The 14,535-nt window shown below is 60.8% G+C and carries 15 protein-coding genes; 10 read left to right on the top strand and 5 right to left on the bottom strand.

Going from position 1 to position 14,535, the window contains the following annotated elements:
* Positions 1-98 precede the first annotated feature (98 nt).
* A complete protein-coding gene (locus ACMTA2_RS11800; protein WP_413794984.1) occupies positions 99-1,628 on the top strand; it encodes a DHA2 family efflux MFS transporter permease subunit in 1,530 nt (509 codons plus the stop codon).
* Between the two features lie 129 nt (positions 1,629-1,757).
* Here the strand turns inward: ACMTA2_RS11800 and lpxH are convergent, their stop codons facing one another.
* Both lpxH and ACMTA2_RS11810 read right to left on the bottom strand, forming a co-directional pair.
* The gene (lpxH, locus tag ACMTA2_RS11805; RefSeq protein ID WP_413794985.1) at positions 1,758-2,507 is read right to left on the bottom strand and encodes a UDP-2,3-diacylglucosamine diphosphatase; all 750 of its coding nucleotides are present in this window, start codon (positions 2,505-2,507) and stop codon (positions 1,758-1,760) included.
* Positions 2,504-3,007 (bottom strand): peptidylprolyl isomerase, encoded by a 504-nt coding sequence (locus tag ACMTA2_RS11810; RefSeq protein ID WP_413794986.1) that lies wholly within the window; start codon positions 3,005-3,007, stop codon positions 2,504-2,506. Before ACMTA2_RS11810 ends, lpxH begins: the two co-directional genes overlap by 4 nt.
* A gap of 249 nt (positions 3,008-3,256) precedes the next feature.
* On the opposite strand from ACMTA2_RS11810, the gene ACMTA2_RS11815 reads away from it, so the two are divergent.
* From ACMTA2_RS11815 to ACMTA2_RS11825, 3 genes are all read left to right on the top strand, one after another.
* The gene (locus ACMTA2_RS11815) at positions 3,257-4,954 is read left to right on the top strand and encodes a glutamine--tRNA ligase/YqeY domain fusion protein (RefSeq protein WP_413794987.1); all 1,698 of its coding nucleotides are present in this window, start codon (positions 3,257-3,259) and stop codon (positions 4,952-4,954) included.
* A 21-nt stretch (positions 4,955-4,975) separates the two neighbouring features.
* Positions 4,976-6,358: a cysteine--tRNA ligase gene (gene cysS, locus ACMTA2_RS11820; RefSeq protein WP_413794988.1), complete on the top strand. Its 1,383-nt coding sequence runs from the start codon at positions 4,976-4,978 to the stop codon at positions 6,356-6,358.
* Positions 6,359-6,556: 198 nt separating this feature from the next.
* On the top strand, positions 6,557-7,018 hold the full coding sequence (locus ACMTA2_RS11825) for a DUF2214 family protein (protein WP_413794989.1): 462 nt from the start codon (positions 6,557-6,559) through the stop codon (positions 7,016-7,018).
* Between the two features lie 191 nt (positions 7,019-7,209).
* Here the strand turns inward: ACMTA2_RS11825 and csrA are convergent, their stop codons facing one another.
* Entirely contained in the window at positions 7,210-7,404 is a 195-nt protein-coding gene (gene csrA / locus ACMTA2_RS11830; RefSeq protein WP_003179932.1) for a carbon storage regulator CsrA, read from the bottom strand.
* Between the two features lie 247 nt (positions 7,405-7,651).
* Between csrA and ACMTA2_RS11835 the strand changes: the two genes are divergently transcribed.
* Complete coding sequence (locus tag ACMTA2_RS11835) at positions 7,652-8,017, top strand: SPOR domain-containing protein (protein ID WP_413794990.1); 366 nt, start codon at positions 7,652-7,654, stop codon at positions 8,015-8,017.
* A gap of 155 nt (positions 8,018-8,172) precedes the next feature.
* Here ACMTA2_RS11835 and ACMTA2_RS11840 read toward each other — a convergent pair whose 3' ends face one another.
* Both ACMTA2_RS11840 and ACMTA2_RS11845 read right to left on the bottom strand, forming a co-directional pair.
* The gene (locus tag ACMTA2_RS11840; protein WP_413794991.1) at positions 8,173-8,862 is read right to left on the bottom strand and encodes an endonuclease; all 690 of its coding nucleotides are present in this window, start codon (positions 8,860-8,862) and stop codon (positions 8,173-8,175) included.
* Positions 8,863-8,867: 5 nt separating this feature from the next.
* Complete coding sequence (locus ACMTA2_RS11845; protein WP_413794992.1) at positions 8,868-9,167, bottom strand: DUF1654 domain-containing protein; 300 nt, start codon at positions 9,165-9,167, stop codon at positions 8,868-8,870.
* A 204-nt stretch (positions 9,168-9,371) separates the two neighbouring features.
* Between ACMTA2_RS11845 and ACMTA2_RS11850 the strand changes: the two genes are divergently transcribed.
* The 5 genes from ACMTA2_RS11850 (at position 9,372) to ACMTA2_RS11870 (ending at position 14,517) form a co-directional block, all read left to right on the top strand.
* Positions 9,372-9,818, top strand: coding sequence for a hypothetical protein (locus ACMTA2_RS11850; protein WP_413794993.1), 447 nt, complete (start codon positions 9,372-9,374; stop codon positions 9,816-9,818).
* Positions 9,819-9,951: 133 nt separating this feature from the next.
* On the top strand, positions 9,952-10,911 hold the full coding sequence (locus tag ACMTA2_RS11855; protein ID WP_413794994.1) for a sugar ABC transporter substrate-binding protein: 960 nt from the start codon (positions 9,952-9,954) through the stop codon (positions 10,909-10,911).
* Positions 10,912-10,966: 55 nt separating this feature from the next.
* Positions 10,967-12,520 (top strand): sugar ABC transporter ATP-binding protein, encoded by a 1,554-nt coding sequence (locus ACMTA2_RS11860; RefSeq protein WP_413794995.1) that lies wholly within the window; start codon positions 10,967-10,969, stop codon positions 12,518-12,520.
* Positions 12,517-13,494 carry an ABC transporter permease gene (locus ACMTA2_RS11865; RefSeq protein WP_413794996.1) on the top strand — a complete coding sequence of 326 codons (978 nt, stop codon included), beginning with the start codon at positions 12,517-12,519 and terminating at the stop codon, positions 13,492-13,494. The genes ACMTA2_RS11860 and ACMTA2_RS11865 overlap by 4 nt, the downstream gene beginning before the upstream one ends.
* Before the next feature lie 3 nt (positions 13,495-13,497).
* Positions 13,498-14,517, top strand: a complete 1,020-nt coding sequence (locus ACMTA2_RS11870) for a LacI family DNA-binding transcriptional regulator (RefSeq protein WP_413794997.1) — start codon at positions 13,498-13,500, stop codon at positions 14,515-14,517.
* Positions 14,518-14,535 lie beyond the last annotated feature (18 nt).

The raw sequence follows: 14,535 nt of genomic DNA on the forward strand, positions 1-14,535 counted from the left end.
TGGTGACTGATACACCGCTATCGCGAGCAAGCTCGCTCCCACAGGAGTTGGGTCTTGTCCCAAGGGATTTTGCCACCTTCGCTTCATAGGATTTCGCAATGAGCAATAACGCGTCCTTCACGCCGCCCAGCCTGTTGCTCAGCACCATCGGGCTGTCGCTGGCGACGTTCATGCAAGTGCTCGACACCACCATCGCCAACGTCGCCTTGCCGACCATTTCCGGCAACCTGGGCGTCAGCTCGGAACAGGGCACTTGGGTGATCACTTCGTTCGCGGTGAGCAACGCCATCGCCCTGCCGCTCACTGGCTGGCTGAGTCGGCGCTTTGGCGAGGTGAAGCTGTTTTTGTGGGCGACGATGCTGTTCGTGCTCGCTTCGTTCTTGTGTGGCATTTCCACCTCGATGCCGGAGCTGATTGGCTTTCGCGTATTGCAGGGGCTGGTGGCCGGGCCGTTGTACCCAATGACCCAGACCCTGCTGATTGCCGTGTACCCGCCGGCCCGGCGGGGCATGGCCCTGGCGTTGCTGGCGATGGTCACGGTGGTGGCACCGATTGCCGGGCCGATCCTCGGCGGATGGATCACCGACAGCTACAGCTGGCCGTGGATTTTTTTCATCAACGTGCCCATCGGGATTTTCGCCGCGTGGGTGGTACACCAGCAGCTCAAGGCGCGGTCGGTGGTCACCAGCCATCAGCCGATGGACTATGTGGGCTTGATCACGCTGATCATCGGTGTCGGCGCGCTCCAGGTTATCCTCGACAAGGGCAACGACCTGGACTGGTTCGAGTCGAACTTCATCATCATGGGTGCTGTGATTTCGGTCATTGCCCTGGCGGTCTTCGTGATCTGGGAAATGACCGACCGTCATCCGGTGGTCAATCTCCGTCTGTTCGCCTATCGCAATTTCCGCATCGGCACCCTTGTGCTGGTAGGCGGCTATGCCGGGTTCTTCGGCATCAACCTGATCCTGCCGCAGTGGTTGCAGACCCAGATGGGCTACACCGCGACCTGGGCCGGGCTGGCAGTGGCGCCCATCGGTATCCTGCCGGTGTTGATGTCGCCCTTCGTTGGCAAGTACGCCCATAAGTTCGACCTGCGCTTGCTGGCCGGGCTGGCGTTCCTGGCCATCGGCCTGAGCTGCTTCATGCGCGCCGGCTTCACCAACGAGGTGGATTTCCAGCACATTGCGATGGTGCAGTTGTTCATGGGTATCGGTGTGGCGCTGTTCTTCATGCCGACCCTGAGCATCCTGATGTCTGACCTGCCGCCGCACCAGATTGCCGACGGCGCGGGGCTGGCGACGTTCCTGCGCACCCTGGGCGGCAGCTTCGCCGCGTCGTTGACCACTTGGATCTGGATCCGCCGGGCCGATTTGCATCATGCCTACCTGAGCGAGAACATCAGCACGTTCGAACCGAGTACCCGCGAGGCCCTCAACCAGCTTGGCGGCGCGAGCGCACCGGCCTATGCCCAGCTCGATCAGATTCTCACCAGTCAGGCGTACATGCTTTCCACCGTGGATTACTTCACGCTGTTGGGGTGGGCGTTCATGGGCTTGATCGTGCTGGTATGGCTGGCCAAGCCACCGTTCGCGGCGAAGGCTGGGCCGGCTTCGGCGGGGCATTGATTCAGAGGTGAAAGGCAGTCCAGTGTGGGAGCGAGCTTGCTCGCGATGGCGGCATGACAGTCACTGTGATGTCGACTGACGCTCCGCTATCGCGAGCAAGCTCGCTCCCACAGGGATTCCATGGGGTCTTTAAGTGCTTGGCAACGCCAACTGCGCATTACCGAACCCGAACGGCGCCAACGCAAACCCTTGTTCATCCACCTGCAACGCCCAGCCTTGCTTGTCCCAATCGCCCAGCACGATGCGCCGGGCGGCCTGTTCGCCCAGTTGCAGCTTGTGGATGGCGGGGCGGTGGGTGTGGCCGTGGACCAGGGTCTTCACGCCGTATTGCCGCATGATCCGCGGGATCTCTTCGGGCGTGACGTCGACGATGTCATTGGCTTTCATGCGGGTCTGCGTGCGGCTTTCGCTGCGCAGTTTGCGCGCCAGTTTCTGACGGCTGCCCAGCGGCAGGTGCCGCAGGACGAACAGCGTGACCGGGTTGCGCAGCCAGCGCCGCAGCTTCATGTAGCCTTCGTCGCGGGTGCAGAGGCTGTCGCCGTGCATCAGCAGCACCGGCTCGCCATTGAACTGCACGACGCTCGGGTCCTTGAGCAGGGTGCAGCCGGCCGCTTTGCAAAAGGCCTGCCCCAGCATGAAGTCGCGATTGCCGTGCATCAGGAAGATGGCCGTGCCGCTGTCGCTCAATTCGCGCAGGGCCTGGCAGATGGAACGTTGGAACGGCGTCATGGCATCGTCGCCGATCCAGGCTTCGAAAAAGTCGCCCAGGATGTACAACGCTTGCGCCGAGCGGGCGCGTGTGGCGAGTAAATCCAGAAACGCCCGGGTGATGTCCGGGCGCTCCTCTTCCAGATGCAAATCTGAAATCAGCAATATCACTCAATGATCTCGGCTTTCTCGATGATCACGTCTTCTGCCGGGACGTCCTGGTGGCCGGCCTTGGAGGTCGTGGCGACGCCTTTGATCTTGTCGACCACGTCGGTACCGGCGGTGACCTTGCCGAACACGGCGTAGCCCCAACCCTGGACGTTCTTGCCGCTGTGGTTCAGGAACGTGTTGTCGGCGACGTTGATGAAAAACTGCGCGGAGGCCGAATGCGGCTCCATGGTGCGGGCCATGGCGACGGTGTACTTGTCGTTGGAAAGGCCGTTGTCAGCTTCGTTCTGGATGCTTGGGCGCTTGTCTTTCTTTTCCTTCATGCCCGGCTCGAAACCACCGCCCTGAATCATGAAGTTACCGATGACGCGGTGGAAAACAGTGTTTTCGTAATGGCCGGCCTTGACGTATTCAACGAAGTTGGCAACGGTGATCGGTGCCTTCTCGGCGTTCAGTTCCAGGACGATGTCGCCATGGTTGGTGGTCAGTTTGACTTGGGTCATGATTACTACTCTTTCAAGAAATTCGTGGGTTTCGGGGGCGCGAACGCCCGCAACCGGTCCGGCTGCAATGGCCAGGCTGGGCAGTTTAGCGCGCCAGACACGAATTTCGAGGCTGTTTTTCATCTGGCCGTCGATTAAATTCAATCGTTTGCCGGCCTGGCCTGTCAGGTGCTTGACAGCATCGGCTATGATACGGGCTTTGATTTATCAGGCCGCACCCGGCCGCGCACTTGTACGTTCAAGGATCCTATGAGCAAGCCCACTGTCGACCCTACCTCGAATTCCAAGACCGGCCCGGCCGTGCCGGTCAACTTCCTGCGCCCGATCATCCAGGCGGACCTGGACTCGGGTAAGCACACACAGATCGTCACTCGTTTCCCGCCGGAGCCCAACGGCTACCTGCACATCGGCCATGCCAAGTCGATCTGTGTGAATTTCGGCCTGGCCCAGGAGTTTGGCGGCGTCACGCACCTGCGTTTCGACGACACCAACCCGGCCAAGGAAGACCAGGAATACATCGACGCGATCGAAAGCGACGTCAAGTGGCTGGGCTTCGAATGGTCCGGTGAGGTGCGCTACGCCTCGCAATATTTCGACCAGTTGCACGACTGGGCGGTGGAGCTGATCAAGTCCGGCAACGCCTACGTGTGCGACCTGACCCCCGAGCAGGCCAAGGAATACCGCGGCAGCCTGACCGAGCCGGGCAAGAACAGCCCGTTCCGTGATCGCAGCGTGGAAGAGAACCTCGACCTCTTCGCCCGCATGCGCGCCGGTGAGTTCCCGGACGGTGCGCGGGTGTTGCGCGCCAAGATCGACATGGCCTCGCCGAACATGAACCTGCGCGACCCGATCATGTACCGTATCCGTCATGCCCATCATCACCAGACCGGCGACAAATGGTGCATCTATCCCAACTATGACTTCACCCACGGCCAGTCGGACGCCATCGAAGGCATCACTCATTCGATCTGCACCCTGGAGTTCGAAAGCCATCGTCCGTTGTACGAGTGGTTCCTCGAGCACCTGCCCGTGCCGGCCACCCCGCGTCAGTACGAATTCAGCCGCCTGAACCTGAACTACACCATCACCAGCAAGCGCAAGCTCAAGCAACTGGTGGACGAGAAGCACGTGAACGGCTGGGACGACCCGCGCATGTCGACGCTGTCGGGCTTCCGTCGTCGTGGCTACACGCCAAAGTCGATCCGCAACTTCTGCGAGATGGTCGGTACCAACCGTTCCGACGGCGTGGTGGATTTCGGCATGCTGGAATTCAGCATCCGTGACGACCTCGACCACAGTGCCCCGCGTGCCATGTGCGTGCTGCGTCCACTGAAAGTGGTGATCACCAATTACCCGGAAGGCCAGGTCGAGAACCTCGAACTGCCGCGCCACCCGAAGGAAGACATGGGCGTGCGCGTCCTGCCGTTCGCCCGGGAAATCTATATCGACCGCGACGACTTCATGGAAGAGCCTCCCAAAGGCTACAAGCGCCTGGAGCCTGCTGGCGAAGTGCGCCTGCGTGGCAGCTACGTGATCCGTGCCGACGAAGCCATCAAGGACGCCGACGGTAACATCGTCGAACTGCGTTGCTCGTACGATCCCGACACCCTGGGCAAGAACCCGGAAGGTCGCAAGGTCAAGGGCGTGATCCACTGGGTACCGGCCGCCACCAGCGTCGAGTGCGAAGTGCGCCTGTACGATCGCCTGTTCCGTTCGCCGAACCCGGAGAAGGCCGAAGACAGCGCCAGCTTCCTGGACAACATCAACCCTGACTCCCTGCAAGTACTCACGGGTTGTCGTGCCGAGCCATCGCTAGGCAACGCACAGCCGGAAGACCGTTTCCAGTTCGAGCGCGAAGGTTATTTCTGCGCGGATATCAAGGACTCGAAACCAGGTAGCCCGGTGTTCAACCGTACCGTGACCTTGCGCGATTCCTGGGGTCAGTGATCAAGTCTTAAGGGAAACCCTGTGCTTACGATCTACAACACGCTCACCAAGAGCAAAGAAGTCTTCAAACCGCTGGATGGCAACAAGGTGCGCATGTATGTCTGCGGGATGACCGTGTACGACTACTGCCACATCGGGCACGGCCGTAGCATGGTCGCCTTCGACCTGGTGACCCGCTGGCTGCGTTTCAGCGGTTATGACCTGACCTACGTGCGCAACATCACCGACATCGAAGACAAGATCATCAACCGCGCCCGCGAAAATAGTGAGCCTTACGATGCGCTGACCGAACGCATGATCCAGGCCATGCACGAGGACGAGGCGCGCCTCAATATCCTCAAGCCGGACCTGGAGCCCCGCGCCACGGACCACATCCCGGGCATGCTGAGCATGATCCAGACCTTGATCGACAAGGGCTACGCCTACGCACCGGGCAATGGCGACGTGTACTACCGCGTCGCCAAGTTCTTGGGCTACGGCAAGCTGTCGCGCAAGAAGATCGAAGACCTGCGCATCGGCGCGCGTATCGAAGTCGATGAGTCGAAAGAGGACCCGCTGGACTTCGTGCTGTGGAAGGGCGCCAAGCCGGGTGAGCCGAGCTGGGAGTCGCCGTGGGGGGCCGGGCGTCCGGGCTGGCACATCGAATGCTCGGTGATGTCCACCTGCTGCCTGGGCGAGACCTTCGACATTCATGGCGGCGGCAGCGACCTGGAGTTCCCGCACCACGAAAACGAGATCGCCCAGAGCGAAGCGGCCACGGGCAAGACCTACGCCAACGCGTGGATGCATTGCGGCATGATCCGCATCAATGGCGAGAAGATGTCCAAGTCCTTGAACAACTTCTTCACCATCCGCGACGTGCTCGACAAGTACCACCCTGAAGTCGTGCGTTATTTGCTGGTGTCCAGCCACTACCGCAGCGCTATCAACTATTCGGAAGACAACCTCAAGGACGCCAAGGGTGCCCTGGAGCGTTTCTACCATGCGTTGAAAGGGCTGCCTACCGTGCCGGCCGCCGGTGGCGAAGCGTTCGTGGCACGTTTCACCGAGGTGATGAACGATGACTTCGGCACGCCGGAAGCGTGCGCGGTGCTGTTCGAGATGGTGCGTGAGATCAACCGCCTGCGGGAGAGCGATCTCAATGCGGCGGCTGGTCTGGCGGCTCGCCTGAAAGAACTGGCCAGCGTACTGGGTGTGTTGCAGCTCGAAGCCGATGACTTCCTGCAGGCCGGCGCAGAAGGCCGTGTGGACGCCGCCCAGGTCGAGGCCTTGATCCAGGCGCGCCTGACGGCGCGGGCGAACAAGGACTGGGCCGAATCCGACCGCATCCGCGACCAGCTCACCGCCATGGGCGTGGTGCTGGAAGACGGGAAGGGCGGCACTACCTGGCGCCTGGCGGACTAAAATCTTTTAGCGTTCGCAATACCCCTGTGGGAGCGGGCTTGCTCGCGATAGCGGAATGTCAGGCAACGTTGTTGTCGACTGTTACACCGCCATCGCGAGCAAGCTCGCTCCCACATTTTTTTGTGGCCAGTCTGGCAATCATTGTTTTATGAGCTAGTACTGTCAGGTCGATTCGACGTTCTCTGACAGGGCTCTCCCATGTTGGCTCATTGGTCTCTCGCGGCAATACATCTTCTGGCCTTCGCCCTCGGGTTCTGGGCGGTGCTGACGCGCGGCACGGCGCTACGACGCCTGGCTGCTGGTGTCGATGCGGTTCGAAATGTGCTGATGGCTGACAACCTGTGGGGCCTGTCGGCGCTGGCGCTGGTGCTGTTGGTGACCGGTGGGATGCGGGCGTTCGGCGGGTACGAAAAAGGCACGGATTATTACCTGCACCAACCGCTGTTTCACCTGAAGATGACTTTGTTCCTGCTGATCCTGTTGCTTGAGATCGCGCCAATGATCGCCCTGATCAAATGGCGGATGGCGCTGGGCAAAGGGGCTGCGATCGATCCTTCGAAAGCCGCCCGGTTTGCACGGATCAGCCACATCGAAGCCTTGCTGCTGATCTTGATGGTGATCGCCGCCACGGGCATGGCGCGCGGCGTGAGCCTGGGTTGACCGGCCGCGAACGCTTGCTTCGTCATCATTAAAACGAAACGTCTGACAGCCATGCTAAGCGCCATGTCATTAGTATCGGTTCAACGGGCTGGACGAAAAAAGATGGGGGGCAGGGTGAGTTACGGTCGGCCAGAATCTTTAGCCAGCCATTGCGACGATGCAAACGGGCTGGCTGCGGACTGCTGCAGTGTTCAGGGGGTTTGCGGCTTGTCGGGGGCGGTAAGGCCAGCCTGAATACGCTGATAGATCTCTTCGCGGTGCACCGCAACGTTTTTCGGGGCGTTGATGCCGATCCGGACTTGTTGGCCGCTCACGCCCAGAATGGTGATCGTGATGTCGTCACCAATGTTTATGCTTTCACCGACTTTGCGGGTGAGTATCAGCATGGTGTTCTCCTTGATTGCTTTATAGGGCACCTGATTCAGACAGTGCAGATGTCGGTACTGCTTATAGATTAGTGCTAAGTGTCACAATGTGGGTGCCTCTTTCTGACGTGCAGATGCAGCATTAATTCCCAGGGTGCGACTATACAGAGACGCCGGACAGGATTCTCGTGTTTTGAGCATTGTTTGCGGCGATCTTGGCGGGCACGGGTGCTAAAATCCGTGCCTCATGTCTTCCAGGGGAAATGTTGTGCGCAAATTGGCTTGGGTAATCGCGGTATTGGTGCTGGCAGGATGCGGTGAGGGGCGTGACGTCGAAGCGCCGAAGCCCAAACCTGTAGCGACCTCCGCACCTGCCGCCGCTGCCGCGCCGCAGTGGGCCGTCGAGGTTCGCGGCGAAACGCCGCAGGCGGTCAGCGACCTGACCGGCTGGCTCATCGAACACAGCTTCATGTCGAACGTGGTGCGTGAAGACGGCAAGGAGCGCGTCCTGGTCGGTCCTTTCAGTTCCAAGGCTGAGGCCGAAGCCAAGCAGGAACAGGTGACGGCCGCCCTGGTCCGGGCGAAAAAACGCAACATCGAGACGTTGGTGGTGGATTACCCGACGGCCCAGTAATCGGCAGTACAAACACGTCAGTCAAGCCACAAAACCTGTGGGAGCGAGCTTGCTCGCGATAGCGGTGTATCAGTCGACAAACTGTTGTCTGTCACTCCGCTATCGCGAGCAAGCTCACTCCCACAGTTGGTTTTGTGCTGTTCACAAGCGCGAGGTCAGCCGCAGGCCTTCATGTCCACCGGCCCCACGAACTCGTTGCCACGTCCCATGACGCATGCCACGCTCTGGTTGCGCTGACGCTCCCAGCTTTCGACCGGGTAGGTCTTGTCCCAGGCTTCATACAGGCGCCGGTCCTGTTTTGAAAGGCGCAGGCCATATTGCTTGCTCATGTAGAAATAGGTCCGGGCGATCATCCCTCGGATGGAGGGGCGAGGCATGACCTTCTTGGCCTTGAAATCCACTTGGGTCAGGCATGAGCCGTATTGGCCCTTTTGCTCTGGCAGCCAGCCGAAACTGAAATTGCTGCGATCGCCATTCACCTCCCCGATGCTAGGCACCAGATTGTGCAGGTCGGCTTCGGCCCGTTGATAGACCGGATCATGACGGGTGCAATTCTTGCGACCGCCTTGTTGCCAGCATTGACGCTGATGGCCGATCTGCCACGCCGGAACGATATGCTCCCATTCGATGCGGGCGGCACGGCTGGCATTCTTGCGCGGGACATAACCGCAGGCGGCCAGGTTCACGCGATTGCCGGTGTATTTGCAGCCACAGTAGAACTCGGTGGATTGCGGGGCGTAGAGTTTCCAGGCGATTTTCTTGGCTTCGTTGAAAGTGCGCGGGGCACCGGCCTGTGCGCCCATGGCGATGAACACAAGCAGAAAAGCTAAACAGCGAACACTCATCAGGCTCAATCTTCCTTCGGCACAACCCAGAAAACCTGCACACCACCATCGTCGCGATAGGCGAGGGTCACGTTGTCGTTCTCGTCGATTTCTTCCAGGAGGCGCTCCCAGTCATCCATCGGCTCGTCGGGCAGGCGGAAGATCAGCGCGGCCTTGGCTTTTTGCGCGGTGGGGGCGTTGATGATTTTCGAGACCCGAAGGCCAAGTCGCGTATAGGCGTCTAAGGGGGTGGTTGCAGCGGAGGGGGTGGCCACAGGATTATCCTTATTGAGCTGTACGGGTATACAGTATTTAACCGTAGGCATTTACGCAACTACTTAAAATTCAAGAAGATCGTCTGACAGCACTTTTTCCGTTTTGGTGTAGGAGAAAGGGATTTTTTATCGGCTTGCGTAAACAGGTGTCACCCGCCCCGGGGGCGAAGTCATCGATTGATTTCAGCGGGTGCTAAAGAAAGCGCTTCGGCGGGCGATGTCCTTCGTAGGAATCCCCCCTTATGGAGTTTTGACATGTCGTTTTCCATCGGCTTTCCGAATGCGGCGGCGGTGAGCATCGGCGGCAAATCCGCAGCCACCCTGAAGGCTTTGAGCGAGGCAGAAGCCCAGGCCACCGATGAGGCCCTGGGTACAACGCGAACCTCGGGCAAGGTCCGCACGGGCATGGGCACTGAACCCGCCGACCAGGCGAAGGAGGGCGGCAGTACCCAGAGCGTGGCCGTGCAGGTGCTGCTCAAAAGAATGCAAGAGCTTCAGCAGCAGCTCAGGGAGCAGCAGCAACAACTGGCCGCCGCACAGGCGCGCGATTACCCAACGGCGGAAGCCAAGACCTCGGCGGTCATGGCGGTGCAGGGACAGATCGCCGACACCAGTGGCGCGTTGCTGGAGGTCACCGGCCGTCTGGTCACGGAGCTGGCAAAGGGCGCCGGTTCGGGTACGGTGGTCAATACGACGGCCTGAGCTGCGACGTTGCGGATAAAACCGCAACGTTGACAAATCCCCGAAGCCTTACCATAGTTCACTTCACGCAAACGTTTGCGCGGCGTTCCGTGCATTGATTTGCTCACAATAATCATAAGATCGGAGTGAACCCATGAAGTTGCCATTCGCTGGACGCCTTCTCGCTGTTGCCATGCTCGCGGCCGCATCCGCTGCGCTGCCTATCTCCTCGGCATTCGCCCAGACCACCGAAAAACCCAAGGTCGCCCTGGTCATGAAATCCCTGGCCAACGAGTTCTTCCTGACCATGGAAGACGGCGCCAAGGCTTATCAGAAGGAACACTCCGCCGATTTCGACCTGATCTCCAACGGGATCAAGGATGAAACCGACACCGCCAACCAGATCCGCATCGTCGAGCAGATGATCGTGTCCAAGGTCGACGCGCTGATCATCGCGCCAGCGGATTCCAAGGCCATGGTGCCGGTGATCAAGAAAGCCGTCGACGCCGGCATCACGGTGATCAACATCGATAACCAGCTCGATCCGGACGTGGTCAAGAGCAAGAACATCAACGTGCCGTTCGTAGGCCCGGACAACCGCAAAGGGGCGCGCCTGGTGGGCGAGTACCTGGCCAAGCAGCTCAAGGCCGGTGACGAAGTCGGCATCATCGAAGGCGTGTCCACTACTACCAATGCCCAGGCGCGCACCGCAGGCTTCAAGGATGCAATGGAAGCGGCGCAGGTCAAGGTCGTGTCCCTGCAATCCGGCGATTGGGAAATCAACAAGGGCAATCAGGTTGCCGCGTCGATGCTCAGCGAATACCCGAACATCAAGGCGCTGCTGGCCGGTAACGACAGCATGGCGGTGGGCGCTGTGTCGGCCGTGCGCGCGGCGGGTAAGGCGGGCAAAGTGCAGGTGGTCGGCTACGACAACATCAATGCCATCAAGCCGATGCTCAAGGACGGTCGTGTCCTGGCGACTGCCGATCAGTTCGCCGCCAAGCAGGCTGTGTTCGGCATCGAGACAGCGCTGAAGATCCTCAAGGGTGAAAAAGTCGACAGCGGCACCAACGGCGTTATCGAAACTCCGGTCGAGCTGGTGACCAAGCCGTAATCCTGGCGACACAACGGTGCTCGTCCATCCGGGCGAGCGCATTGGAGAGTTTGTTATGTCCGTTCGCGATCCGAACGCTGTCCTGTGCGTCAGCGGTATCGGCAAGACTTATGCCCAGCCGGTACTGACCGATATCAACCTGACGTTGATGCGTGGAGAGGTGCTGGCACTGACCGGCGAAAATGGCGCCGGTAAAAGTACCTTGTCCAAGATCATCGGTGGGCTGGTGACGCCCACGACCGGGCAGATGCAGTTTCAGGGACAGGATTATCGCCCGGGTAGCCGGACCCAGGCTGAAGAGCTGGGCGTGCGCATGGTGATGCAGGAACTCAACCTGCTGCCAACCTTGTCCGTGGCGGAAAACCTGTTTCTCGACAACCTGCCCAGCCATGGCGGCTGGATCAGTCGCAAGCAATTGCGCAAGGCGGCCATCGAGGCCATGGCCCAGGTGGGGCTCGATGCAATCGATCCCGACACGCTGGTCGGCGAACTGGGGATCGGTCATCAACAGATGGTGGAGATCGCGCGCAACCTGATCGGCGATTGCCATGTGCTGATTCTCGATGAGCCGACCGCCATGCTGACGGCCCGTGAAGTCGAGATGCTCTTTGAGCAGATCACGCGCTTGCAGGCGCGCGGCGTGTCCATCATCTACATTTCCCATCGCCTCGAAGAGCTGGCGCGCGTCGCTCAGCGCATTGCGGTACTGCGCGATGGCAACCTGGTCTGCGTCGAGCCGATGGCCAATTACGACAGCGAGCAACTGGTGACCCTGATGGTCGGCCGGGAGCTGGGCGAGCATATCGACCTTGGCCCGCGCCAGATCGGCGCGCCGGCGTTGACCGTCAAGGGCCTGACCCGTTCCGACAAGGTCCGTGACGTGTCCTTCGAGGTGCGCAGTGGCGAAATCTTCGGTATCTCGGGCCTGATCGGGGCCGGGCGCACCGAACTGTTGCGGCTGATCTTCGGTGCCGACCCGGCCGACAGCGGCACGGTGGCGCTGGGTTCGCCGGCCCAGGTCGTGAGCATTCGCTCCCCGTCCGACGCGGTGGCCCATGGCATCGCATTGATCACCGAAGACCGCAAGGGCGAAGGCCTGCTGCTGACCCAATCCATTGCCGCCAACGTTGCCCTGGGCAACATGCCGCAGATTTCCAGCGCCGGCCTGGTCAATGGCGGTGCAGAGCTGGCCTTGGCGCAACGGCAGGTCGATGCCATGCGCATTCGCAGTTCCAGCCCGACCCAGTTGGTGTCCGAGCTGTCGGGCGGCAACCAGCAGAAAGTCGTGATCGGTCGTTGGCTCGAACGCGATTGCACGGTCATGCTGTTCGACGAGCCGACCCGTGGCATCGATGTGGGCGCCAAATTCGATATTTATGCGCTGCTCGGCGAGTTGACGCGCCAGGGCAAGGCGCTGGTGGTGGTGTCCAGTGACCTGCGGGAATTGATGTTGATCTGTGACCGGATCGGCGTGCTGTCCGCCGGACGCCTGATCGACACCTTCGAGCGCGACAGCTGGACCCAGGATGATTTGCTTGCCGCCGCATTCGCCGGCTACCAGAAACGTGATGCGTTGCTCAACGAAGCAGCGCCTAGGGATTTTTCATGAAAACCGCATCTGCCGTCGGTAAATCGAATGGCAACTTCTATGGCCTCGGGACCTATCTGGGCCTGGCCGGCGCGTTGCTGGCCATGATCGCGCTGTTCTCGGTCCTGAGCAGCCATTTCCTGTCCTACGACACGTTCAGCACATTGGCCAACCAGATTCCCGACCTCATGGTGCTGGCGGTCGGCATGACGTTCATCCTGATCATCGGCGGCATCGACCTGTCGGTGGGGTCGGTGCTGGCGCTTGCGGCCTCGACCGTCAGCGTGGCCGTGCTCGGCTGGGGCTGGAGCGTCTGGCCATCGGCCTTGCTCGGCATGGCCGTGGCGGCGCTGGCGGGTACGGTCACCGGTTCGATCACCGTGGCCTGGCGGATCCCATCGTTCATCGTCTCCCTCGGCGTGCTGGAAATGGCCCGGGGCCTGGCATACCAGATGACCGGTTCCCGGACCGCCTACATCGGCGACTCGTTCGCCTGGCTGTCCAACCCCATTGCCTTCGGCATTTCACCTTCATTCATCATCGCTTTGCTGGTGATCTTCATTGCCCAGGCGGTGTTGACCCGTACGGTGTTCGGCCGCTACCTGATCGGCATCGGCACCAATGAGGAGGCCGTGCGGCTGGCCGGTATCAATCCAAAGCCCTACAAGATCCTGGTATTCAGCCTGATGGGCCTGCTGGCCGGTGTGGCGGCGCTGTTCCAGATTTCCCGCCTGGAGGCTGCGGATCCGAACGCCGGCTCAGGGCTGGAACTGCAAGTGATCGCTGCGGTAGTCATCGGCGGCACCAGCCTGATGGGTGGGCGAGGCTCGGTCATCAGCACCTTCTTTGGCGTATTGATCATCTCCGTGCTGGCGGCGGGCCTGGCGCAGATCGGCGCCACTGAACCGACCAAACGCATCATTACTGGCGCGGTGATCGTGGTGGCGGTCGTGCTCGATACCTATCGCAGCCAGCGCGCCAGTCGGCGGACCTGAACCATGGCGACGATCAAGGATGTAGCCGCGCTCGCAGGGATTTCCTACACCACCGTGTCCCACGTGGTGAACAAGACGCGGCCGGTCAGTGAGGAAGTGCGGCTCAAGGTCGAGGCCGCCATCGAGCGCCTGGACTACGTGCCCAGTGCCGTGGCCCGCTCGCTCAAGGCCAAGACCACGGCGACCATCGGCCTGCTGGTGCCCAACAGCCTCAACCCTTACTTTGCCGAGTTGGCCCGGGGGATCGAGGATTACTGCGAGCGCAACGGCTATTGCGTGATCCTGTGCAACTCCGACGACAACCCGGACAAACAACGCAGCTACCTGCGAGTGCTGCTGGAAAAGCGCATCGATGGCCTGATTTTCGCGTCCGCCGGCGGTGATGTCGGCTTGGCCGAGGGGCTGGCCAACGTGCGCACGCCAATGGTGATCGTCGACCGTGGGCTCGATGGCGTCGATGCGGACCTGGTGCGCATCGATCATGAGTACGGCGCCTACCTGGCGACCCGACACCTGTTGGAATTGGGGCATCACGATATCGCCTTCATCGGCGGCCCGGCCGATACCAGTGTGGCGCAAATGCGTCTGGCCGGTTACTGCCGCGCGCTGAAAGAAGCCGGTATCGAGCTGCCCGTCGAGCGCATGCTCGAGAGCGATTTCACCAGTACCGGTGGTTATCGCGCCGCCGCGCAACTGCTTGAACGGCAGCCGCCCAGCGCGATCTTCGCGGCCAACGACATGATCGGCATCGGTGTGCTGCGCGCCGCCGCGGAACGCAACGTGCGCGTGCCCAGTGAGCTGTCCGTGATCGGTTTCGATGACATCCAGATGAGCCGCTATGTCTACCCGGCGTTGACCACGGTGGGGCAGTCGATCCTGCAGCTCGGCGAGATGGCGGCTGAAGTGCTGCTGCGGCGTATTGCGACGCCGGGCCTGGCCACCGACCAGCGCATCGTGACGCCGAGTATTGTCCTGCGTGAGTCGACTGCACCGCTGTCCGGTACATTCGCCCAATACCGCTGAACCGAATTGATGAGTAGA

This window comes from Pseudomonas medicaginis (assembly GCF_965119365.1).
Taxonomy (GTDB): Bacteria; Pseudomonadota; Gammaproteobacteria; order Pseudomonadales; family Pseudomonadaceae; genus Aquipseudomonas.